This window comes from Methylocella sp. CPCC 101449, assembly GCF_031921685.1.
GTDB lineage: Bacteria > Pseudomonadota > Alphaproteobacteria > Rhizobiales > Beijerinckiaceae > Terripilifer.
In genome coordinates, this window is sequence record NZ_JAPDHU010000002.1 from 644,078 (window position 1) to 664,458 (window position 20,381).

General features: G+C 63.4%; 21 protein-coding genes. 7 read left to right on the forward strand and 14 right to left on the reverse strand.

Translation table 11 applies throughout. The features are described 5' to 3' along the window. Position 1 precedes the first annotated feature (1 nt). The 3 genes from OIM99_RS13725 (at position 2) to OIM99_RS13735 (ending at position 2,156) form a co-directional block, all read left to right on the forward strand. Positions 2-778: an Asp/Glu racemase gene (locus tag OIM99_RS13725; RefSeq protein ID WP_311850981.1), complete on the forward strand. Its 777-nt coding sequence runs from the start codon at positions 2-4 to the stop codon at positions 776-778. Between the two features lie 88 nt (positions 779-866). Further along, complete coding sequence (locus OIM99_RS13730; protein ID WP_311850982.1) at positions 867-1,160, forward strand: SelT/SelW/SelH family protein; 294 nt, start codon at positions 867-869, stop codon at positions 1,158-1,160. 15 nt (positions 1,161-1,175) lie between these two features. Continuing rightward, positions 1,176-2,156 (forward strand): zinc-binding alcohol dehydrogenase family protein, encoded by a 981-nt coding sequence (locus OIM99_RS13735; protein ID WP_311850983.1) that lies wholly within the window; start codon positions 1,176-1,178, stop codon positions 2,154-2,156. Positions 2,157-2,338: 182 nt separating this feature from the next. On the opposite strand, the gene OIM99_RS13740 is transcribed toward OIM99_RS13735, so the two are convergent. Both OIM99_RS13740 and OIM99_RS13745 read right to left on the reverse strand, forming a co-directional pair. Beyond that, on the reverse strand, positions 2,339-2,932 hold the full coding sequence (locus tag OIM99_RS13740; protein ID WP_311850984.1) for a TetR/AcrR family transcriptional regulator: 594 nt from the start codon (positions 2,930-2,932) through the stop codon (positions 2,339-2,341). 283 nt (positions 2,933-3,215) lie between these two features. Beyond that, positions 3,216-4,169, reverse strand: a complete 954-nt coding sequence (locus OIM99_RS13745) for an ABC transporter substrate-binding protein (RefSeq protein ID WP_311850985.1) — start codon at positions 4,167-4,169, stop codon at positions 3,216-3,218. Between the two features lie 141 nt (positions 4,170-4,310). On the opposite strand from OIM99_RS13745, the gene OIM99_RS13750 reads away from it, so the two are divergent. Genes OIM99_RS13750 through OIM99_RS13760 form a run of 3 tightly spaced genes read left to right on the forward strand, consistent with a single transcriptional unit; the run spans position 4,311 to position 5,544 of the window. Beyond that, positions 4,311-4,733 (forward strand): YeeE/YedE thiosulfate transporter family protein, encoded by a 423-nt coding sequence (locus OIM99_RS13750; RefSeq protein WP_311850986.1) that lies wholly within the window; start codon positions 4,311-4,313, stop codon positions 4,731-4,733. After that, on the forward strand, positions 4,730-5,152 hold the full coding sequence (locus OIM99_RS13755) for a DUF6691 family protein (protein ID WP_311850987.1): 423 nt from the start codon (positions 4,730-4,732) through the stop codon (positions 5,150-5,152). The genes OIM99_RS13750 and OIM99_RS13755 overlap by 4 nt, the downstream gene beginning before the upstream one ends. After that, positions 5,149-5,544 (forward strand): SecDF P1 head subdomain-containing protein, encoded by a 396-nt coding sequence (locus OIM99_RS13760; protein ID WP_311850988.1) that lies wholly within the window; start codon positions 5,149-5,151, stop codon positions 5,542-5,544. The genes OIM99_RS13755 and OIM99_RS13760 overlap by 4 nt, the downstream gene beginning before the upstream one ends. A 3-nt stretch (positions 5,545-5,547) precedes the next feature. Here the strand turns inward: OIM99_RS13760 and OIM99_RS13765 are convergent, their stop codons facing one another. Continuing rightward, positions 5,548-6,528 carry a tripartite tricarboxylate transporter substrate binding protein gene (locus tag OIM99_RS13765; RefSeq protein ID WP_311850989.1) on the reverse strand — a complete coding sequence of 327 codons (981 nt, stop codon included), beginning with the start codon at positions 6,526-6,528 and terminating at the stop codon, positions 5,548-5,550. A 259-nt stretch (positions 6,529-6,787) separates the two neighbouring features. Between OIM99_RS13765 and OIM99_RS13770 the strand changes: the two genes are divergently transcribed. Continuing rightward, positions 6,788-7,738 carry a LysR substrate-binding domain-containing protein gene (locus OIM99_RS13770; RefSeq protein ID WP_311850991.1) on the forward strand — a complete coding sequence of 317 codons (951 nt, stop codon included), beginning with the start codon at positions 6,788-6,790 and terminating at the stop codon, positions 7,736-7,738. On the opposite strand, the gene OIM99_RS13775 is transcribed toward OIM99_RS13770, so the two are convergent. The 11 genes from OIM99_RS13775 to ntrB form a co-directional block, all read right to left on the reverse strand. Next, a complete protein-coding gene (locus OIM99_RS13775; protein ID WP_311850992.1) occupies positions 7,720-8,487 on the reverse strand; it encodes a citryl-CoA lyase in 768 nt (255 codons plus the stop codon). The two genes, OIM99_RS13770 and OIM99_RS13775, sit on opposite strands and share 19 nt — an antisense overlap. Further along, positions 8,484-8,831 carry a MaoC/PaaZ C-terminal domain-containing protein gene (locus OIM99_RS13780; protein ID WP_311850993.1) on the reverse strand — a complete coding sequence of 116 codons (348 nt, stop codon included), beginning with the start codon at positions 8,829-8,831 and terminating at the stop codon, positions 8,484-8,486. The genes OIM99_RS13775 and OIM99_RS13780 overlap by 4 nt, the downstream gene beginning before the upstream one ends. Before the next feature lie 15 nt (positions 8,832-8,846). Then, entirely contained in the window at positions 8,847-9,296 is a 450-nt protein-coding gene (locus OIM99_RS13785) for a MaoC family dehydratase (RefSeq protein ID WP_311850994.1), read from the reverse strand. Further along, positions 9,293-10,540, reverse strand: coding sequence for a CoA transferase (locus OIM99_RS13790; RefSeq protein WP_311850995.1), 1,248 nt, complete (start codon positions 10,538-10,540; stop codon positions 9,293-9,295). The genes OIM99_RS13785 and OIM99_RS13790 overlap by 4 nt, the downstream gene beginning before the upstream one ends. 110 nt (positions 10,541-10,650) lie before the next feature. Beyond that, entirely contained in the window at positions 10,651-11,100 is a 450-nt protein-coding gene (locus OIM99_RS13795) for a hypothetical protein (RefSeq protein ID WP_311850996.1), read from the reverse strand. A gap of 116 nt (positions 11,101-11,216) precedes the next feature. Then, positions 11,217-13,883 carry a molybdopterin-dependent oxidoreductase gene (locus OIM99_RS13800; protein WP_311850997.1) on the reverse strand — a complete coding sequence of 889 codons (2,667 nt, stop codon included), beginning with the start codon at positions 13,881-13,883 and terminating at the stop codon, positions 11,217-11,219. 7 nt (positions 13,884-13,890) lie between these two features. After that, positions 13,891-15,489: a sulfite reductase subunit alpha gene (locus OIM99_RS13805; protein ID WP_311850998.1), complete on the reverse strand. Its 1,599-nt coding sequence runs from the start codon at positions 15,487-15,489 to the stop codon at positions 13,891-13,893. Continuing rightward, positions 15,486-17,270 carry a NirA family protein gene (locus OIM99_RS13810; RefSeq protein WP_311850999.1) on the reverse strand — a complete coding sequence of 595 codons (1,785 nt, stop codon included), beginning with the start codon at positions 17,268-17,270 and terminating at the stop codon, positions 15,486-15,488. The genes OIM99_RS13805 and OIM99_RS13810 overlap by 4 nt, the downstream gene beginning before the upstream one ends. Next, positions 17,270-18,499: an FAD-dependent oxidoreductase gene (locus OIM99_RS13815; RefSeq protein WP_311851000.1), complete on the reverse strand. Its 1,230-nt coding sequence runs from the start codon at positions 18,497-18,499 to the stop codon at positions 17,270-17,272. The genes OIM99_RS13810 and OIM99_RS13815 overlap by 1 nt, the downstream gene beginning before the upstream one ends. 13 nt (positions 18,500-18,512) lie before the next feature. Beyond that, positions 18,513-19,316, reverse strand: a complete 804-nt coding sequence (locus tag OIM99_RS13820) for an ABC transporter ATP-binding protein (RefSeq protein WP_311851001.1) — start codon at positions 19,314-19,316, stop codon at positions 18,513-18,515. A 72-nt stretch (positions 19,317-19,388) separates the two neighbouring features. Further along, positions 19,389-20,282, reverse strand: coding sequence for a nitrate ABC transporter permease (ntrB, locus tag OIM99_RS13825; RefSeq protein ID WP_311851002.1), 894 nt, complete (start codon positions 20,280-20,282; stop codon positions 19,389-19,391). Between the last annotated feature and the right edge of the window lie 99 nt (positions 20,283-20,381).

Sequence of the window (20,381 nt, forward strand, 5' to 3'; positions counted from 1 at the left end):
CATGACCAGCATCTATCGCATCGGCCAGATCGTGCCGAGTTCCAACACGACCATGGAAACCGAAATTCCCGCCATGTTGCGCGCCCGCGAAGGCATCGCGCCCGAGCGTTTCACCTTTCATTCGAGCCGCATGCGCATGAAGAGCGTCACCAAGGACGAACTGGCGAAGATGGATGCGGATTCCGATCGCTGCGCGCTGGAACTCTCGGATGCCCGCGTCGATGTGCTGGGTTACGCCTGCCTCGTCGCCATCATGAGCATGGGGCGTGGCTATCATCGCGTGTCGGAAGCCCGTCTCCATCAACGCACGGTGGAGAACGGCGCGCCGGCGCCAGTCGTCACCAGCGCCGGCGCTTTGGTCGATGGCTTGAAAGTCATCGGCGCCAAGAAAGTCTCGATCCTCGCGCCCTATATGAAGCCGCTGACCAAACTGGTGATCGACTATATCGAGAACGAAGGCATCGAGGTGGTCGACAGCCTGTCGCTCGAAGTGCATGACAATCTCGCCGTCGGCGCGCTCGATCCGCTGGGGCCGTCGCAGCTTTGGAAAAAGCTCAATCTCGCCAATGCCGATGCCATCGTGGCCTCCGCTTGCGTGCAGATGCCTTCGCTGGCCTCCGTGCCGTTGATCGAGGCGGCGAGCGGCCTGCCGGTCGTCTCCAGCGCCGTCTGCACCACTTACCAGATGCTGAGCCGCCTCGGCCTGCGCACCGAAGTTCCCAATGCCGGCGCACTGCTGTCAGGGCGGTTCGATCAAGCGGATTTGCGCAGTGCCTGAAGGGTGGCGGCTCGACCCATCGCGGTCCTCGGCCTAGGATTGGGCGGCGGAGACATCCGCCGACCAAGTCCGTACTCGCCGAGGAACAATGACGCCGCCCCGTATCGCCATCGTCTATTGCACCCAATGCCAATGGCTTTTGCGCGCTGGCTGGATGGCGCAGGAACTGCTCTCCACCTTCGGCGCCGATCTCGGCGAAGTGGCTCTCGTGCCGGCGACGGGCGGGCGCTTCGAAATCCGGCTCAACGATGAAGTCATCTGGGAGCGCAAGGCCGATGGCGGGTTCCCGGACGCCAAAACCCTGAAACAACGGGTGCGCGATCGGATCGATCCCGATCGCGATCTTGGGCATATCGATCGTAGCCACAAGAGCGAAAACTGATCGCGAGGTGAGACGATGCCCGCCACGATGAAAGCCGCCGTCATTCATGAAGCTGGGGGCCCGGAAGCCCTCAAGATCGAGCAGCGCCCGGTGCCCGTGCCCGGAAAGGGCCAGGTGCTTATTCAAGTGAAGGCCTTCGGTATCAATCGTTCGGAACTTTTCACCCGCCTTGGCCAATCGCCCGGCGTCGCCTTTCCGCGCATTCTGGGGATCGAGGCGGCAGGCATCGTCGCTGAGGCGCCAGACGGAGATTTCGCTGCCGGCGACATCGTCATGACCGCCATGGGCGGTATGGGGCGGCAGTTCGACGGCGGCTATGCCGAATATGTCTGCGTGTCGGCGGGGCAGGTGCAACAACTCAAGACGTCTCTACCTTGGGACACGCTCGGCGCCATGCCGGAAATGCTGCAGACCGCTTGGGGTTCGTTGTTCAAATCGCTGCAGTTGAAATCCGGCGAACGATTACTGGTGCGCGGCGGCACCACCTCGGTCGGCCTGGCCGCGGCCGCCATCGCCAAGAATTACGGCGTCCATGTCATCGCGACGACACGCAATGCGGCGCGCGAAGACCTGCTTCTTGAGAACGGTGCCGATCAGGTGGTGATCGATGGCGGCGAGATCGCCGCCGGCGTACGGGCGATCCACCCGGAAGGGGTCGACAAAGTGCTGGAGCTGATCGGCGTCACCACTTTGAAGGATTCGCTGCGCTGCGCCCGTCAGCAGGGCCTCGTCTGCATGACAGGGATCGTCGGCGACAAATGGACCTTCGAGCAATTCAGTCCGATGGAGGCCATTCCCTCGAGTGTCGGGCTGACGGCCTATTCCGGTGGCGTCCCGGAGTTTATGGCGACGCCCTTACAAGGGCTGGCCGACGATATCGCAGCGGGCAAGCTGCGTCTCAACATCGGCCGGGTGTTTCAGCTCGACGATATCGTCGAAGCCCATCGGGTGATGGACGCCAATACGGCCGGCGGCAAGATCGTGGTGCTGACTTAGCAGGGTGTTGAAGAACCTTGGTGTCATCCCCGACGCGCCGGAGGCGCGAGCGGGGATCCAGGGGCAAGAGGTAAAACGCTGCGTGATTGCCGCGCACCTTATTCGTCCCGAACAGCATTCTACCGTTTGCCCTGGATCCCCGCTCAGCCGCTGTGCGGCTGTCGGGGATGACACCCAGGTTTTCACCCCGTCCGCAGGCCCCCGGCGATCATCGCCACGGCCGGTTCGATATCCTTCTCCCGGTCGAGCGTGTCCGTCATCAGGTGATACCAGGAGAAGGCGGTCAGCAGATCGGTGGCGTCCGTCGGGTCGAAATCGGCGTCGAGCTCGCCCCGCGCCTTGGCGCGCTCGAAGACGGAGAGGGGATAGCTGCGCCGCTGTGGTAGCAGTCGGTCCTTCACCAGTGCCAGCGCCGCCGCATCGTGCTGGGCCTCGGCGATCAGGCTGCGCAGCGCGGCACCGCAGGCGGTGATGCGCCAGAAGCGCCAGAGGTTGCGGATCAGCCAGACGAGTTCGTCGGCGAGCGAGCCGAGGTCGGGCGTCGTCAGCAGCGCCTCGCTTTCCTGATCGTAGATTTCGATGAGCAGGCCCGGCTTGCCTTGCCACCATTTGTAGATGGTCGGTTTCGAGGCGCCGGCTCGCTTCGCCACGGCATCGAGCGTGAAGCCGCCATAGCCTTCGGACGTCAAAATTTCGCGCGCCGCCTCGATGACGGCGCGGCGCGTTTCCGGGCTGCGGGTCGGCCCGATCGATTTGCGCTGTTTCGGCTTTTTCAAAGCGATTTCAGTCGATTTATTATAGAAACGAAACGTATCTATCAATGATAAATACTATCCGTATCTATAATTTAAGACGCTGAAATCGCAAGGATCGCGCGGGCTTCGCGGCCGCTTGTCCCCAACTCAATGTCAGGACGCCGGCGCATCGGCTGTGGATCATGATCCATGCTTCCGGCGGCCCGCGCCATCGCTACCGCCAGGCATGGCTAACGGAAGGTTAGGAAGGCTGAAGCCGACAGGGTCGCAAACGTGGACCGCCGCCGGCTTGCACCCGATGTGGCTACTTCTGTCCCGGCTCGACGATGTCGATCAGCCCGGCCAGATCTTTGGGCGTCGCCGAGGGGCCCAGATACTTGAAGGCGATGGCGTCCCGCACGGTCTGGTCCAGGCCTTTGACCTGTTGCGTCTGCGTCGCCGCCTGCGGATAGAATTCCAGCGCCTTCTTGGCGACCTCGGTGGAGATTTTGTTTTCCCGGGCGAAATATTCCAGGCCCTTCGGGTCCTTGTAGGCCCATTCGATCGTCGCGTTATAGACCTTCATGAAGCGGCGCATCGCATCGCGCTTGGCCTGCAACACCGGCTCCATCACCACATTGACGCGCACGGTCTGGTTGGCAAGGTCAGGCAGATCGGAGCCGCGCGCGACAATGACCAGTTTGTTGTCGAGCACATCCTGCAAAGCCAGGGGCGGCACCGACCAGCCGATATCGATCTGCTTGGTGTTGACCTGCACGAAAGTGCCCGGCGCCCCGCCTGTCGGGATTGGTTTGGCGTTGACGCCGGCCAGTTTCAAAAGGCCGAGGACCATCAGATTGGTCGAGGAGCCGTTGGACGAATAGGCAATCGATTTGCCCTGGGCGTCCTTCAGGCTCTTGATGCCGCTATCCGCGCGCGCATACCAGAAGGCGTCGCTTCCGCCGGTGAATTCGGCGGCGATGACGCGCAGCGGCGCGCCCTTGGCGTAGCGGCCGACCACGCCCAGGAGGCCGTTCGACATGGCGATATCGACGCTGCCGGACATGACGGCATCGAGGGTCGTCGCGCCGCCCTCGGTGTAAAAAGTCTGGATTTCGAGATTCTCCTTTTTGAAGAAGCCCTGTTCGATCGCCATATCGACGAACGAACTGTCCCAGAACCCACGTTGCGATACGGCGACACGCAGAGGCTCGGCTTGCGCGGTGGCAAAAGCGCCGGTCAGCGCGAGCGTGCCGATCATGGCAAAACGCAGAAACATGTATCCTCCCCGATAGCGCTGGCTTCGTGGCCAGCGTCGAACGAGCCTAGCCCGGAACCGGCGATGCGTCGAATACTCCCATCTTGCCGGTCGAAAGTGCTACGAAGTGGGCAGGGATGACACGGAGGACAGGAAAAGATCATGGCCATGCAGTTTTTGGCCTCTTTCGTCGGCGGCTGCCTGATCGGCCTGGCGGCGACGGTGCTACTGATCGGGAACGGCCGCGTCGCCGGCATCAGCGGCATTTTAGGCGGGCTGGTCGCGCGCGACGGGGCGCGGCTCTGGATCAACGGCAGCTTTGTCGTCGGCCTGTTGCTTGGGCCGCCGGTCTATAGGCTGGCGAGCGGCGCTTGGCCGGCGGCCAGCGTCACGGCTTCGCTGCCGCTGCTGATCATAGGTGGTCTCCTGGTCGGCTTCGGCACGCGGCTCGGCTCGGGCTGCACCAGCGGCCATGGTGTCGTCGGTCTGGCGCGGTTGTCGCCGCGCTCCATCGCCGCCGTCATCACCTTCATGGTGGCGGCGGTCGCCACCGTTTTCCTCATGCGCGTGGCGGGCCTGTCATGATGGCTCGTATCCTCATCGGCCTCATCGCTGGCCTGATCTTCGGTGTCGGCCTGGCGCTGTCGGGCATGCTCGATCCGGCGCGCGTGCGCGGCTTTCTCGATGTCACCGGCGCGTGGGATCCGAGTCTGGCCTTTGTTCTCGCAGGTGCCGTCATCGTTTCGGCGCTGGGGCAGGCCTGGGCGCGCGGCCGCGCGACGCCGTTCTTCGACAAACAGTTCGACTGGCCGGCGACGCGCCCGGTCACCGGGCGGCTGATCGCGGGATCAGCGCTGTTCGGCATCGGCTGGGGCCTCGTCGGCCTCTGTCCTGGCCCGGCCATCGCCGGCTTGAGCCTCGGCCTCGCACCGATCGCGATTTTCGCCGCGGCGATGATCGTCGGCATGGTGCTCTTCACACTGCTGCCGGTGCGCGCCCGATGAGACATACCGTCCTTTTCATGTGGCTCCTCTGTCTCGGCGTGTCGGTCATGGGGCAAGAGGCTCTGGCTCAGGCTCATTCTCGCACGACGACGGCTTCCATCACGCTCCAAGTCGCCAGCACGAAGATGGAGCTGGCAGCATTCTCTGGCACGGATGGGCTGGAAATCACGCTGACACCGGAGAGCGCGGCACGTTTTCGCGCATTCACTATCAAAGGGATCGGACGTCGCTCGCAACTGCTCGTCAACGGCAAGGTCGTGACCGAGCCGATGATCAATCATCCGATTGTCGAAGGTCGCGTCGTGCTCAGCGGCATGTCGAAAGCCGAATTGCAGGCGGTGGCGCAGCAACTGGCGGCGCCGGGCGCCGCCATTGTCGTCCGCTTAAAGTAATCGCTACTGCGCGGCGATGCCTGCGTCGCGCAGCATCGTCGTCATGCGTTCGCTTTCGGTCTTCAGAAAGCGGTCGAAATCCTTGGGCGAGGAGGCGATCGGTTCGGCACCCTGGGTGTCGAAAATGCGCTGCCGTTCCGGCGTGTTGATCCCCTGGCGCAGGGCTGCATTCAGCGCATCGATCATGCCTTGTGGCAGATCGGGCGGGCCGAGCAAGGCAAACCAGGTACCGAAGCTGAAATCTAACCCTTGTTCGGCGAAAGTCGGCAGATCGGGGAGAGTGGGCGCGCGCTTCGCGTCGGCATAGGCGATCCCCTTGAGACTGCCGTCCTGGACGAAGGGCCCGGCGGAAACGGTGCTTGAGAAGATCACCTGCGTCGTGTCCTGCACTGTCGCCATGGTGGCGGGGCCGTTTCCGTTGAACGGCACGTGCACCATCTCGGTCTTGGTGAGATGCTGGAACAGTTCAGCGGCAAGATGCGGGCTGCTGCCGATGCCATAGGAGGCGTAGTTGAGCTTGCCCGGATTGGCTTTCAGATAGGCGATGAACTCGGCGAGAGTGTTGGCCGGCACGGATTTGCTGACGAAGAGACCCAGCGGCGCGTTCGAGATGAGCGAGATCGGCGAAAAGCTGCTGACCGGATCATAGGAAATGTTCTTGTAGAGCGCCTTGTTGGCGGCAAGGCCGACGCTGCTGACGAGCAGGGTGCGGCCATCGGGCTTGGCGCGGGCGACATATTGATTGCCGATGTTGGAATTGGCGCCAGGGCGATTGACGACGATGAAGGTGCGATCCAGCTCGCGTGTCAAAATATCGGCGGTCACCCGTCCCATCACGTCGACGCCGCCCCCGGCGGCGAAGGGCACCGTGATCTCGATCACGCCGTCAGGCAGGCTTGAGGCGTTGGGCTGCCCCCAGCACAGGCTGGTGGCGAAAGCGAGCGCCAGGCCAGCCGTTCCCATCCGTGCCACCGTCGACGCCATGCCTGATCCTCCCCTTCAATCTTTATGTTGGAGATCGTTAGGGGAGGCAGAAGCGATGCACAATTTGACTTCTTATCGGCTGCTGTGAGTTTTTCGCCGAGGGATGAGATTTTGGAGAGGAAATCTCCTCGGCCTCATGGCATATCTGACCACGTCACGAGGGGGCAAGACCTCTCATATTATCAATAGACTAAGAAAAAGGCGCGGCGGGCGGCCCGGCAAGGAGGCCGCTTCGATCCGGGCGGATCGGGTGAGGAACATGCACAGACGCGAGCTTCCGTTGACGGCTCTGCGCAGCTTCGAGGCTGTCGGCCACGCCATGTCCTTTTCGCGCGCCGCCGAAGTGCTCGGCGTCACCCATGGCGCCGTCAGCCGTCAGATCGCGGCGCTGGAAAGCCTGCTGGGTGTGCGGCTGTTCGATCGTTCTGGTCGGCTGCGGTTCACACGCGAAGGCGAAATCCTGTTCCGCCGCATAGCGCCGGCCTTTGACACGCTGTCGGAAGCGGTGATGGAAATTTCGCGCAGGGACGATCGCACCGTGTTGCGTTTGAACGCGCCGCCCACCTTCACGATGAAATGGCTCATCCCGCGTCTGTCGACCTTTCAGCGCCGGCACCCTGAAATCGAAGTGCGCTTGTCGACCGGGATCGATCTGCCGAAAAGCGACGATGCGAACTATCAGGACGTCATCATCCGCCGTCTGAGCCGGATCGACACCTATCCGCAGTCCAAACCGTTTCTGTCGTCCGCGCTGCTGCCGGTCTGCGCGCCCGAACTGTTGCAGCGCCGCTCCATCCGCACGCCGAATGATCTGGAAGCTCTGCCGCTCATCGAAATCGCCACGTCGATGGTGCGCTGGGCCGATTGGATGGAGCGGGCCGGCGGGCAGGCCTTGGGCAAAGCCAAGATCATTGGGCTGGAACAGATGTTCTTTGGCATGCAGGCGGCGCTCGACGGGCTGGGCGTCGCGCTGCTGCCGTCCGCGCTCGTCCTGGATGATATCGCGGCTGAACGGCTGGCGGTCGCCTGGATCACCGACACCATTCAGGAGCGCGATTATTTCTATGCGGTTTCACCGGCCGCCAAAGGTGTGCGTGCCGTGACGAAATTCACCGAATGGCTGGCGAAAGAGGGCGCCGATGCCGATAGTCTCGGCCGCTCGGTGATCCACGGCCCGTCAGAAGCCGAAGATCAGGGCTCTTCCGTATAGCGGATATCACGCTTCGCGGCCGCCCAGATGGCCCGGGCAGAATGATGGCTCCGCTCCTCAAGCAGATGCCCCACAAGGCCGCCGGCGCGCGAAACCACCGAGAAGGCCCGCATTGCCGCGACAGGCACCTTGATCTCCAGTAAGAGCGCACCGATCGCGCCCGTCGCATTGATGGTGAGATGGCGGCCGAGCGCCTGATCGACTTCCGCCTGCAAGGCGAGGAGGGAAGCGACGAAAGCGCCATGGCAGCCATTGTCGCGCGCGATTTCGAACAGGCGCGGCGTGCGGGGGTCGTCGGGCTTGTGCGTGCCATGGCCAAAGCCCGGCACCGGTCGGCGCTGCGCTGCATAGGCCCGCGCGATGGTGCGGCGGACGTCTCTCTCGCCCTTCGCCTCGCGCTCGGCGATTTCTTCCAACAGCACAGCGCAGGATTCCGTCGTGCCGGCATAGACGCTGCCGATGGCGAGCAGTCCGGCGGCGATTGCAACCTGTGGTTCCTCTGGCACGCTGTCGGCCATCAGCCGCGAAATGACGGCGCTGGGCGTCAAGCCATGTTCCATCAACGTGACGAGGCAGGCATCGAGAACACGCACCTGCGGCGGCGTGGGAAAGCTGCCGCAGGTCAGAAAGTAGAGCATTTCCGTATAGCTGTAGCGCCCGACAAGATCGTTGATCATGTCGTGACCGCGCACGCGCACGCCGTTGGTCGTGGACGTGCCCGTGCGTGTCGTGTGCGCTCTCTCGCTCATGCCAGTTTCACCGAGCCGACCAAGGTGGTGTCGAATTGCGACTGACAGGCCACCGCACCATCGCCTTCAATGCGCACTTCCAGATTGTCGCCGGGGCAGACACCGCGCACATATTTCACCGTAAGGCGGCCGCGATAATGCCAGTCGGCGCCATAGCGCTTGGCGGCGAGATCGCAGACATAGCCCGTATACATGAGGCCGTGCCCGAGCGTGCCGCGAAAGCCGCGATCCTTGGCGAACTGATCGTCATAATGGATGATGTCGTTGTCGCCATTCAGCACGCCGTAGTCGTCGAACATCTTTTGCGTCTGCGGGATGGTTCTGCGGAGCGTTGTCTGTGTCATAGCCAATAATCCTGATTATTCGGGGAAGGCGGAGGTGTGGTTGCAGGAGACGAGCAGCGTGCCATCGGGACGCTTGAACTCGACGTCGTAGCAAATGTATTTGCGGCCCTTCTTCTCGAATTTTTCGGTGACCTGCCCAGAACCGATCACTTCGGTTTCCTCGTCAGCCCAGATCGGATTGTGAAATTCGATCGTATTGCCGATCATGATTCCGCCCTGCTGCGGCGGATAGAGGCGATACATCACCGCCATCATATAGACGAGGACGACATTGGGCGGCGCGGCCTGGCGGCCATCGATCACGTAATTGGCGCGGTCCGCATCGATCACCGAAATATATTCGTCGACGACGTCGGGCGTGATCGTGAACGGCAGCGGCGGAAATTTCGCGCCGACGACCCAGTCCTTGTAGAGGGCCGCGGGCTGGTCGCCCTCGCGCGGTTTGACGTCAGATGGCCTTGTCATAGCGTTCTCCTTGCAGGGTTTTCTTCGTGCGTGGCTTCTTCTTGCGTGGCTTTTTCTTGAATGACGACCCGTCGGGCGATCAGGTCGTTGATCTGTGCATCGGTGTAGCCACACACCCGCTCAAGAATGTCGCGGGTCTGGGCCCCATGTTTGGGCGGGTAGGACAGCGGCTCGCGCGTCGCGTAGCGGAATGGATTGCCGAGGAAGTTTAGAGGACCAAGGCCGCCAGGGTGCTGCAACTCCTCCACCATCTGGCGAAGCTGACTGACGGGCTGCGACACAGCCTCCGCGACATTGTTCACCTGAGAGGCCGGCACGCGCTTGCTGGAAAGGATCGTGTTCCACTCGCCAGCAGGGCGCGAGCGAAAGACCTCATCGAGAATGGCGGTGAGTTCGCCGACATGGGCGATACGCGATTTCGGATGGGCGAAGCGCGGATCGTCGGCGAGTTCGGGGCGGTCGATGGCGGCGCAGAACTGTTTCCAGAACTGCTGGCCCGTCGGCGAAACGGCGATGAACTTGTCGTCGGCGCAAGGGTAGATGTCGCTGGGCGCGATCACCGGATGGCGGGCGCCGTTGGCGTGGGGAATCTCGCCGGAGATGAAATAGTTTTGCGCCTGCCAGGTGAGCAGAGCGAGCTGACAATCGAGCAGCGAGATCTGGATATGCTCACCTTTGCCGCTTTTCAGCGATTTGATGATACCGCCGGCGCAGGCCAGTGCGAGGAAGAGACCGCCCGCCAGATCCGCCACCTGATAGCCGACCCGCACCGGCGCGCCATCGCGTTCGCCGGTGATGCTCATGACGCCAGCCATCGCCTGGATGATGAGATCGAAGGCTGGCGCTTCCGAATAAGGCGGTTCGTCGTGCAAGCCGATCAATTGCGCGACGGCGATGCGCGGGTTGATTTGATGCAGCGAGGCGGGATCGAGCCCGAGCCGCGCCGGCACCGAAGGCGCGAAGCCATAGATGATCGCGTCGGACTGGCGCACCAGATCGTAAATAGTGGCGCGCCCGTCAGGTGATTTCAGGTCGATGGCGATGCTTGACTTGCCGCGATTGACCGAGAGAAAGAAGCCGGAGGCGCCGTCCTTTTCCGTGGAATGGCTCGACACCTGGCGCGATAAGTCGCCTTCCAGCGGCTCGACCTTGATGACTTCGGCGCCGAGCTGCGCCAGGAGTTGCCCGGCGAACGGTCCGCCCAAAACCCAGGTGAGATCGAGAATGCGAATACCAGCGAGCATGAACAAAGCGCCTGTCGTTTCCTACCGGGCTCTTTGGTAGTGACAGGCCCGCGCGCGGCCAAACGACTAAATGTCGTTGGCTGTGAGGTGAGATCACAGGAATGGTGCTTTTAACGGCGGCCTTCCAGAACCGCCTCGCGGGCGCTGCCAGCCAGAAGTGCCGTCAAAGCCTCGCGGAAGCGGGTGACATCCGCTGCCGTCGTCACGAAACTGGCGGTGAGTTCCTGGCGCAGGTCCGCGCCCGAGCCGCTGGGAACGATCGTCGCCACGTGGACGCGCACGCGCGGCCGTCCCACCGTATCGTGCGGCAGGATGCGCAGGCCGACATGTTCGTCGATCAGCCGGCTCGCCGCGAAAAAGCCGCCGGCCAGCGCCGGCATCGGATCGTCTGATGTGACGCAGCTTTCGAGCTGGGCGATGAAGTCTTCAATCTCGGTCCGGTCGAACCACGCGGAGCCTTGCCCGCTAAACCCTTCCGTCGCCACCATGACGGTCACTTCACCGCGCGCCGCATTGTCGGGGCGATAGGTGAGCCGCAAGGATGAGGGTGAGGCATTCATCAAGAAAGGTCGAGCCGTGGATGGTTCGAGTCGCTTCGGCCAGTATGAGCGGCGGCACTGTTTCCGTCGAGCCCGCGCTTTATGTCATTCCCATGACAAGTCGCGAGAGAGGAGCATCAAGCAGCATCCGCCGCGAGTTCGCTGACCCGCTCTTTTTCCAGCATTTTCCGGATTTCCGGTTTGCAGGAACCGCAGTTGGTGCCGGCTTTGCACGCGGTGCCCACAGCCTCGACATTGCCCGCGCCGGCGGCGATGGTCGCAGCAATGGCCGAAGCGCGCACGCCATGGCAGGAACAGACGATCGGGCTCGTATCGGCGCTGGCGTCGAAGTCACGGCCCGTGAGCAGCGCCAGACGTTCGCTGTCGTCAGGCACGGGCGCGCCGAAGCGCTGGCACATGAAATCGAAAAAGGCCGTTTCGCGCGCGGCCGCGCAGAACAGCACTGCCTCGATACGCGTCCCGTTCATGATGATGCTGCGATAGGTGCCGGCCTTGGAATCTTCCAGCGCCAGCAGCTCGCCTTCCGCCGGCAGAAAATTGCTCAGATAGGCATGTACGCCGGCTGGCGTGCGGGGATTGGCGATCAAGGTCGCGTGGCCAGCCTCGATCGGCAGATGTGCATGCACCAGCCAGGCCGGCAGTTCGAGCGGCTGTCGCGAGAGGATGAAAGCGAAGGAGTGCACCTCGGCCGACTCCAGCAAGACCGGCGTCGCCTTCATTTCCGGCTGGCCGGAAGTGGGATCGGTGAAGCCTTGCACGAGAGCGCCGACGCGGGCGCGCCCGCTGCTCATGTCGTTCCAGTGGATCGGCGCGAAGGTCATGCCGCGCTTCTGGCCGTCGTTGACGATGACCTTCAGGATCGCGGAGCCATAGGGCGTGCGCAGGCTGGCATAGCCGCCATCGCTCAGCCTGAAACGCCTGGCATCATCGGGATGCACTTCGACGAAAGGCTCGGCGATGTGACGCGCCAGTTTCGGCGCCAGGCCGGTGCGCGTCATCGTATGCCAGTGATCGCGCACCCGGCCGGTGTTGAGGAGCAGCGGATAGTCGGGCGAGCGCCGCGCTTTGAGGGCTGGCGGTTCGATGGCGATGAAACGCGCCTTACGATCGGGCGTGAAGAAGGCGCCATCGGCGAACAGACGCTCAGTACCACTGGCCGCGCCGTTCGGTTGTGGCCACTGGAAGGGCGTCATTGCATCGTAAGAGGAGCGATCGACGCTGGCGAAAGCGCCGATGTCGAAATCGCGGTTGCCGTTATTCTCGAAAGCTGAGAGCGCCGCATGTTCGGCGAAGATCTCGTCCGGACCGCTATAGCTAAAGGCCTCGCCAAAGCCCATCCGGCCGGCGACTTCGCACACCATCCACCAGTCGGGCTTGGCTTCGCCAGGGGGCGCGCGAAACGGCCGCTGCCGGGTGATGCGGCGCTCCGAATTGGTCACCGTACCGTCCTTCTCGCCCCAGCCGGCAGCGGGCATGATCACATGGGCGTTTTCGAGAATGCCGTCGACATCGGCATTCACTTCCGAGACGATCAGCATGTCGAGCCGCGACAATGCCCGGCGCACGCGATCGGCATCGGGCAGGCTGACGGCCGGATTGGTGCACATGATCCACAGCGCCTTGATCCGGCCGCTGTCGATGGCATCGAACAGATCGACCGCCTTCAACCCTTCGCGCTGCGCCATGGCCGGGGCATTCCAGAAGCGGCCGACACGGTCGATCTCCGGCGCTGAAAACCCCATGTGGGCCGCGAGCTGGTTGGCGAGCCCGCCGACCTCGCGCCCGCCCATGGCATTGGGTTGGCCGGTGAGCGAGAAGGGGCCTGAGCCCGGCTTGCCGATGCGCCCAGTGGCGAGATGGCAATTCAGGATGGCGTTGACCTTGTCGGTGCCTTGCGCCGACTGATTGACGCCCTGCGAATAGCAGGTGACGACCTTGGGTGTGGCGATCCACCAGTCGAGAAATAGCCGCAGATCGCGCAGCGGCAGTTCGCACCGCGTGGCAACGGTTTCCAGATCGGGTGCGATCTCCTGGGCCCGCGCCAGAGCGGCTTCGAAGCCGGAGGTGTGGCAGGCGATGAAATCGGCATCGAGCATGTCGCGCCGCGCCAGTTCCACCAGCAGGGCGCTGAACAGCACGCTGTCCATGCCCGGCGCGATCGGCAGATGCAGGTCGCCATCGTCGGCGGTGGCGGTGCGGCGTGGATCGATGGTGACGATGCGGGCACCGCGTTCGCGCGCGAGCTGCATGCGCTGATGCAGAACCGGATGGCACCAGGCGGCGTTGGAGCCGACCAACACCAAAAGATCGGCGCATTCCAGATCCACATAGGCATTCGGCACGGTGTCCGAACCGAAGGCCCGCTTATGGCCGGCTACGGAGGAGGCCATGCACAGGCGCGAATTGGTGTCGACATTGGCCGAACCGATGAAGCCTTTCATCAGCTTGTTGGCTACGTAATAATCTTCCGTCAGCAACTGGCCGGACAGATAGAAGGCGACCGCATCGGAGCCGTGTCGCGCGATGGTCTGTTCTAGCCCACGCGCGGCTTCGCCGATGGCGCGATCCCAGGAAGCCCGCACGCCGCGCACGGATGGATAGAGCAGGCGGCGCGAGGTCGAGAGCGTTTCGCCGAGCGCCGAACCCTTGACACAGAGCCGGCCGAAATTGGCGGGATGATCCGGATCGCCGGCAATCTCGGCGCCATCATCTTTCGGTTTAGCCAATACGCCGCAACCGACACCGCAGTAAGGACAGGTGGTCTTGACCGTATTGTTGACCATCATGTCCTCAATAAACGTCGGCCTGGAAACGCTGTGCTTTTTTCATGGACGCCACCCAGGCGACGGCGGCGTCCGTCGTCATGCCACCATGCTGGGCCGCGATGTCGACCAGCGCCCGCTCCACATCCTTAGCCATGCGTTTGGCATCGCCGCAGATGTAGAAATGCGCGCCGTCCTCGAACCATTTCCAGAGATCCGCGCCGGTCTCGCGCATGCGGTCCTGCACATAGATTTTCTCGTTGGCGTCGCGGGACCAGGCGAGCGTCAGGCGCTGCAACTTGCCGCTATCACGCAAAGCGTCGAATTCTTCCTCGTAGAAAAAGTCGTTGGCGCGTCGCTGATGGCCGAAGAACAGCCAGTTGCGTCCTGGCGCGTCGCTCGCGGCGCGCTCCTGCAAGAATGAACGGAACGGCGCCACGCCCGTGCCGGGGCCGACCATGATGATCGGCGTGTTGGGATCGACAGGTAGAGCGAAACCATGTGCCTTCTGGATGAAGGCTGGAATAGGTGCGCCGGCTTCCACCCGTTCGCCCAGGAAGGTCGAGGCGACACCCAAGCGCTCGCGCTGGCCGATCTTGTAGCGCACCGTATCGACGGTCAGCGTCAACAGATTGGGGTTGGGGCGCGGCGAAGAGGAAATGGAATAGAGCCGCGGCTGCAAGACATCGAGCGCTTCGACGAAAGCCTCGGCGCCGGGCCGCAGGCCGGAGAATTTATGCAGGGCGCCGAGAATATCGAGCCGATCGAGATCGCCATCAGGGTCTTCGCCGGCGGCAAGAGCCTGCGCTTTGCGGCGCGTCTCGCCGCCGGACATATAGGAGAAAAGCTGAAACAGGCTGTCGGGCGCGGGGCCGAGCGCACAGTCCTCGATCAGCTTGTCGCGCAGGCTCTTGCCGCCGACGGCTGCGTCGGGGCGCGCGCCGAGCAAAGCGACGATGGCGTCGGCGAGGCGCGTATCGTTGCGTGGATAGATACCGAAGGAGTCGCCCGGTACGTAAGCTAAGCCGCTGCCGGTGAGATCGAACTCGATGTGATAGGTCTGTTTCTCGGAAGCACCTTTGTTGAGGCGGCGACGCGAGAGAAAGCTCACCTGGGTGGGATTGTCGCGCGATGGGCCGGCGTCGGTGGCGACGATCGCGGGGGCGGCGGGCTCAGCGCTGGCCGGAGCCGGCGCACCATCCAGTTCCACCGCCAGGGTCTTCAGCATACGCAGCGTGTCCTTGCCGCCGGGCGCACAAAGGTTTAGCCGCTTCTCCTGGCCGCCGGCCAGAGCGGCTGAATAGGTCTCGCAGACATAGCCGCACTGGCCGCAATCCTGCTGCGCCATGGCAGCGTACATGCGTCGCTTCAGCGGCTTGCCTTCGGCAAGCGTCATGCGTTCGGGCAGTTCCATCGACGGATCGTGCCAAGGTGCACCGTCGTCTTCCGCAGCGCCTCCGGCCAGCCGCGCCGCTTCGTCGCCATCGAGCGCCGTCGCGCCCGTCGTCGCCGTGCCGGGCGACAGGATGCCGGCGAAGAAACCGTTGAGCCAGGCACGCTGCTCGGCCGAGAACGGCGCATTCTCGGGGAGAATTTCGACAGGCACGGGATTGGAATGAATGGTCATGCGGAACTCCCGGCGGGCAATCCGGCAAAGGCGCGCAATTCGTCGTCGCTGTGGCGGGCGGTGAAAGCCTGGAAGGTCTCATCAGTGCTGTCGCGCTGTTTCATCCACGCTTCGAGCAGCGCTTCGACCGTGCGCGGGCAATCCTCGGCGCGGATTTTCGTGGCGATGGCGCGGCCGATCTTGGCCTGATCGGCAAAGCCGCCGCCGAGGACGAGATCGAAACCGTCGACCGTGTCGCCATCTTCATTGAGCGGCACGCGCGCGCCGATGAAGCCGATATCGCCGATATAGTGCTGCGCGCAGGAATGATGACAGCCGGTGAGATGGACATTGACGGGACGATCGATGGTAAGGCGCGCATCGACATGATCGGCGATGGCCATCGCCGTGCCCTTGGTGTCGGCGGCGGCGAATTTGCAGCCACGGCTGCCGGTGCAGGCGACGAGACCAGCCCGCAGCGTGGTGGCACGCCAATCGAGGCCGCAGGCCTCGATGCGGGCCTTCACGTGATCGAGCTTGCCGTCAGGGACACCGGAGAGCAGCAGGTTCTGCCAGACGGTGAGGCGGATGTCGCCATCGCCATCCTCGCGCGCGATGGCCGTCAAGGCCCGCATCTGCGCGCACGTGATGCGCCCGACGGGCAGCGAAATGCCGATCCAGTTGAGCCCGTCCTGGCGCTGGCGGTGGACGCCGATATGTGCCTGCCGGTCGAACGCGGGCCGGGGGGCGATGAAGGCATCGTCGATGCGCATCAGCGGTTTGCCGAGCTTCTCCTCGACCGCGTCAAGAAACTTGTCGAAGCCCCAGGAATCCAACACATATTTGAGCCGCGACTTGTTGCGGTCGGTGCGGTTACCGTTCTCGATGAAGACGCGGACGATGGCATCGGCAATGCGCGTGCATTCGTCCGGCCGGCAATAGACGCCGGTCGGCCGGGCGAGATCGCGATGGCCGCTAATGCCACCGAGCGCCAGGCGCATCCACAAGCCGGCTTCCACGCCCGCGCCATCGCCGACCAGGACGGCCTGGAAGCCGATGTCATTGGTCTCTTCCAGCACCGGAATGATGCCGCCGCCATCGAAGGCGACATTGAACTTGCGCGGCAGGCCGTAGAGCGAGCGGTCGTTGAGAATGTGGTAGTGCCATTCGCGCGCCATTTCGCGCGTATCGATCAGCTCATGCGGATCGATGCCGGCGGTGGGCGAACCCGTGACGTTGCGGATGTTGTCGGCGCCGGAGCCGCGCGCCGTCAGGCCGAGTTCCTGCACGCCCTCGACGATATGGATCGCGTGATCGGCAGTAATCTCGCGGATCTGCAAATTGGCCCGCGTGGTGACATCGGTGAAACCGCCGCCGCAACGCTCGGCGAGGTCCGCGAGCCCTTCGAACTGGAAGGCCTTGAGAATGCCATTGGGAATACGCAGCCGTGCCATATAGGAATTCTGCGCCGGCGCCACATAGAACAGCCCATAATAGCGCCAGCGGAAATTGTCGTCGGGCTTCGGATACTGGCTTTGCGCCGCCTGATCGCGCAGACGCGGATAAGCGTCGAAAGGATGTTCGGTGCGCTTCCACTTCTCCTGTTCGGCCAGCTTGCCACCGGCGGCGACCGTGCGGTCCTGCGCTTTGAGGTGAATGGCGTCGGGGCCGGTGGGTTCGGCAGGACCGGCCACGCCGGTGCCGCCGATCGGCGCGAGACCGCGCGCCGTGCGCGCCGACTGAAGGCCCGAGACGAAGCCTTCGAGATAGCGCTTCTGATCGGTCGAGAAGTCGCCGCTCATCACGCTGCCTCCCGCACCGATCGTTCCGCATGGGCACGGCCGAAGATCAAGGATGAGCGCGAGGCGGAAACATCCGCGCCGCCACGGATCAAGTCGCGATACCAAAGTGCATCGCCCGTCTCGCCGATCAGAATGGCGCCGGCCAATTGATCGCCTTTAAAGACCAGGCGGCGATAGTGGCACTTGCGCCGATCCTCGAAAGTAACGCTGTCCATGCCCTCGCCACCCTCGAAGGCACCTGCCGAAAACACGCCGACGCCAGAGATTTTCAGATTGGTCGAGAGGACCGAGCCTTCATAGCTCGCCTCGATATCCCCCGCGATCCGCCGGGCCAGAATATCGGCCTGATCATAGCCGGGCTCGACCAGACCATAGATCTGGCCGCGATGTTCGGCGCATTCGCCGATGGCATGGATATTCGCCACTGATGTCGTCATGCCGTCGTCGATCTTGATGCCGCGACCGATATCGAGCACGTCGGTGGCGAGTGCGCTCTGTGGCCGCACCCCGACGGCCATCACGACCAGGTCGGCTGGGAGACGCGAGTCATCCTTGAATTCCAGTCCTTCGACTTTTTTGTCGCCGAGCACGCGGGCGGTCTGGGCGTTCAGCAGTACCTTGATGCGTTTGCGCACCAGTGCATCGCGCAGGAACTGTGCCGCGCGGCCATCAAGCTGGCGCTCCATCAGGCGCGGCATGACATGGACAAGCGTCACGTCGCAGCCGAGCCGGGCCAGGCCATAGGCCGCTTCGATGCCGAGCAGACCGCCGCCGATGACCGCCACGGGACGACCGGGCGCGGCGGCCGCGCGAATACGGTCGAGATCGGCGACATCGCGGAAGGTGACGACACCGTCGAGATGTGAGCCGGGCAGGGGCAGGCGAATGGCGCTGGAGCCGGTCGCCAGCACCAGCCGGTCGTAGTGCAGGCTCTCGCCAGTCGACAGATCGAGGCGCGCACCGGCGGCATCGATGCGGGTGGCGGTGACGCCCGTGCGCAAAGCGATGTCCTGCTCTTTGTACCAGGCGCGATCGCGCAGGCAGACATCCGCCTGCGCGACATCGCCGGCGAGCAGCGCCGACAGCAGCACGCGGTTATAGCCTTCCACCGGCTCGCTGCCGATGACCGTCACCTTGTGTCGGTCTGGCGCCAGCGCCCCGAGCCGTTCGAGAAAGCGCACGCCCACCATGCCATTGCCGACGACGACGATATGTTCCGCGCGGCTCATGGCGCTCTTCCTCCTAGGCTGCGATCGACGGCGCCTTGTGGCGCGCGTAGAGGAATTCGAGCACGGCGGCGCGGGCATCCGCATAGATGCGGTTGTTGACCAGTTCGAGCCGCCGGCGTGGACGCGGCAGGTTTACCTCCAGCACGTCGCCAATGGTCGCGGCCGGACCGTTGGTCATCATCACCACGCGGTCGGAGAGGAGAACCGCCTCATCGACGTCATGGGTGATCATGATCATCGTGTTGCCGAGCTTCATGTGGATGTCCATGACGCTGTCCTGCAAGTGAGCACGGGTCAGCGCATCGAGCGCACCGAAAGGCTCGTCGAGCAGCAGGATCTTCGGTTCCATCGCCAGCGCGCGGGCGATGCCGACGCGCTGCTTCATGCCGCCGGAGATTTCGGCCGGCCTTTTATCCTTGGCATGAACCATATGGACGAGCTGGAGATTGTGCATGATCCAGTCGTGCCGCTCGCTGCGCGACTTGGTGCCGGAGAACACTTTGTTCACGGCCAGCGAAACGTTTTCATAGACGGTCAGCCAGGGCAGCAGGCTGTGGTTCTGGAAGACCACGGCGCGTTCCGGTCCCGGTGAATTGACCTCTTTGTCTTCGAGCAACACCGCGCCGGTCGTCACCGGCGTCAGGCCGGCGACGATGTTGAGCAAGGTGGACTTGCCGCAGCCGGAATGGCCGATGATCGACACATACTGGCCTTCGTCGATCGTCAGATTGATGTCGCGCAGCACTTCCGTGGAGGCGGCGCCACGCGAGAAGCTTTTGCCGATCTGGTCGAACTTGAGATAGGGACGGGTGGGCATGGAATGATCCTTCATAGCGTTTTCGAGCGAAGTGGATGCCTGTTCGCGTGAAGAAAGCGCGTGCAAAATATCCTAAGTGGCCGAGACGCCGCGCGTCACGAACGAGCCGATGGCGGCGACGAGACGGTCGAGCAGGAAGCCGACCACGCCGATGTAGACGAGGGCGACGATGATGTCGGACAGGCGCGAGGAGTTCCACGCATCCCAGATGAAGAAGCCGATGCCGACACCGCCGGTGAGCATTTCGGCGGCGACGATGGCGAGCCAGGAGAGGCCGATGCCGATGCGCAGGCCGGTGAAGATATAGGGCGCGGCGGACGGCACCATGATGCGCCAGAAGAATTCCAGCGAGTTGAGGCGCAACACGGCGGCGATGTTGCGATAGTCCTGCGGAATGTTGCGCACGCCGACGGCGGTGTTGATGATGATCGGCCAGATCGAGGTGATGAAAATCACGAAGATCGCCGACGGGCTGGAGTCGCGGAAGGCGGCGAGCGAGATCGGCAACCAGGCGAGCGGCGGCACCGTGCGCAGCACCTGAAACACCGGATCGAGCCCACGCATCGCCCAGACCGACTGACCGATGACCGCGCCGACCAGAACGCCAGCCACGGCAGCCAGGCCAAAACCAAAGGCGACGCGCTGCAGCGAGGTCAACACGCGCCAGCCGAGGCCGATATCCTGCGAACCGTTGACGAAGAACGGATCGATGATCAGATCCTTGGCATCGCGCCACACCTGTATCGGCGTCGGCAGCGAGGCGCCGGGACGGCTGAAGGCCAGTTCCCAGACCAGCAAGAGAAGGACGACGACGATCAGGGGCGGCACGACCGCGCCGGCGATGGCCATAGCCTTGCTGCGCAACACCTGGCTCATTGGCTTGCCCGATCGCAACGGAATGATCGCCGCTGGCGGGCGCGGTGCGGCGGGAGCGGGGGCATCGCCTGTGAGAAGAGGGAGAGACACGGGCTTTCTCCAGATTCCATATTCAGATCGAAACTTGGGTTGAACGCTGATCGACGAGCACGCTTGGCAAATTATTTCTGGTGCTCGAAGCGGCGAGTG

Bases quoted from the DNA above. Each gene is read 5' to 3' on its own strand.
- OIM99_RS13820 (WP_311851001.1), bottom strand. From the start codon at position 19,316: ATGCCCACCCGTCCCTATCTCAAGTTCGACCAGATCGGCAAAAGCTTC.
- OIM99_RS13745 (WP_311850985.1), bottom strand. From the start codon at position 4,169: ATGTTTCTGCGTTTTGCCATGATCGGCACGCTCGCGCTGACCGGCGCT.
- OIM99_RS13760 (WP_311850988.1), top strand. From the start codon at position 5,149: ATGAGACATACCGTCCTTTTCATGTGGCTCCTCTGTCTCGGCGTGTCG.
- OIM99_RS13755 (WP_311850987.1), top strand. From the start codon at position 4,730: ATGATGGCTCGTATCCTCATCGGCCTCATCGCTGGCCTGATCTTCGGT.
- OIM99_RS13780 (WP_311850993.1), bottom strand. From the start codon at position 8,831: ATGACACAGACAACGCTCCGCAGAACCATCCCGCAGACGCAAAAGATG.
- OIM99_RS13785 (WP_311850994.1), bottom strand. From the start codon at position 9,296: ATGACAAGGCCATCTGACGTCAAACCGCGCGAGGGCGACCAGCCCGCG.
- OIM99_RS13725 (WP_311850981.1), top strand. From the start codon at position 2: ATGACCAGCATCTATCGCATCGGCCAGATCGTGCCGAGTTCCAACACG.
- OIM99_RS13765 (WP_311850989.1), bottom strand. From the start codon at position 6,528: ATGGCGTCGACGGTGGCACGGATGGGAACGGCTGGCCTGGCGCTCGCT.
- OIM99_RS13735 (WP_311850983.1), top strand. From the start codon at position 1,176: ATGCCCGCCACGATGAAAGCCGCCGTCATTCATGAAGCTGGGGGCCCG.
- OIM99_RS13770 (WP_311850991.1), top strand. From the start codon at position 6,788: ATGCACAGACGCGAGCTTCCGTTGACGGCTCTGCGCAGCTTCGAGGCT.
- OIM99_RS13815 (WP_311851000.1), bottom strand. From the start codon at position 18,499: ATGAGCCGCGCGGAACATATCGTCGTCGTCGGCAATGGCATGGTGGGC.
- OIM99_RS13775 (WP_311850992.1), bottom strand. From the start codon at position 8,487: ATGAGCGAGAGAGCGCACACGACACGCACGGGCACGTCCACGACCAAC.
- OIM99_RS13750 (WP_311850986.1), top strand. From the start codon at position 4,311: ATGGCCATGCAGTTTTTGGCCTCTTTCGTCGGCGGCTGCCTGATCGGC.
- OIM99_RS13730 (WP_311850982.1), top strand. From the start codon at position 867: ATGACGCCGCCCCGTATCGCCATCGTCTATTGCACCCAATGCCAATGG.
- OIM99_RS13810 (WP_311850999.1), bottom strand. From the start codon at position 17,270: ATGAGCGGCGACTTCTCGACCGATCAGAAGCGCTATCTCGAAGGCTTC.
- OIM99_RS13800 (WP_311850997.1), bottom strand. From the start codon at position 13,883: ATGGTCAACAATACGGTCAAGACCACCTGTCCTTACTGCGGTGTCGGT.
- OIM99_RS13805 (WP_311850998.1), bottom strand. From the start codon at position 15,489: ATGACCATTCATTCCAATCCCGTGCCTGTCGAAATTCTCCCCGAGAAT.
- OIM99_RS13795 (WP_311850996.1), bottom strand. From the start codon at position 11,100: ATGAATGCCTCACCCTCATCCTTGCGGCTCACCTATCGCCCCGACAAT.
- OIM99_RS13790 (WP_311850995.1), bottom strand. From the start codon at position 10,540: ATGCTCGCTGGTATTCGCATTCTCGATCTCACCTGGGTTTTGGGCGGA.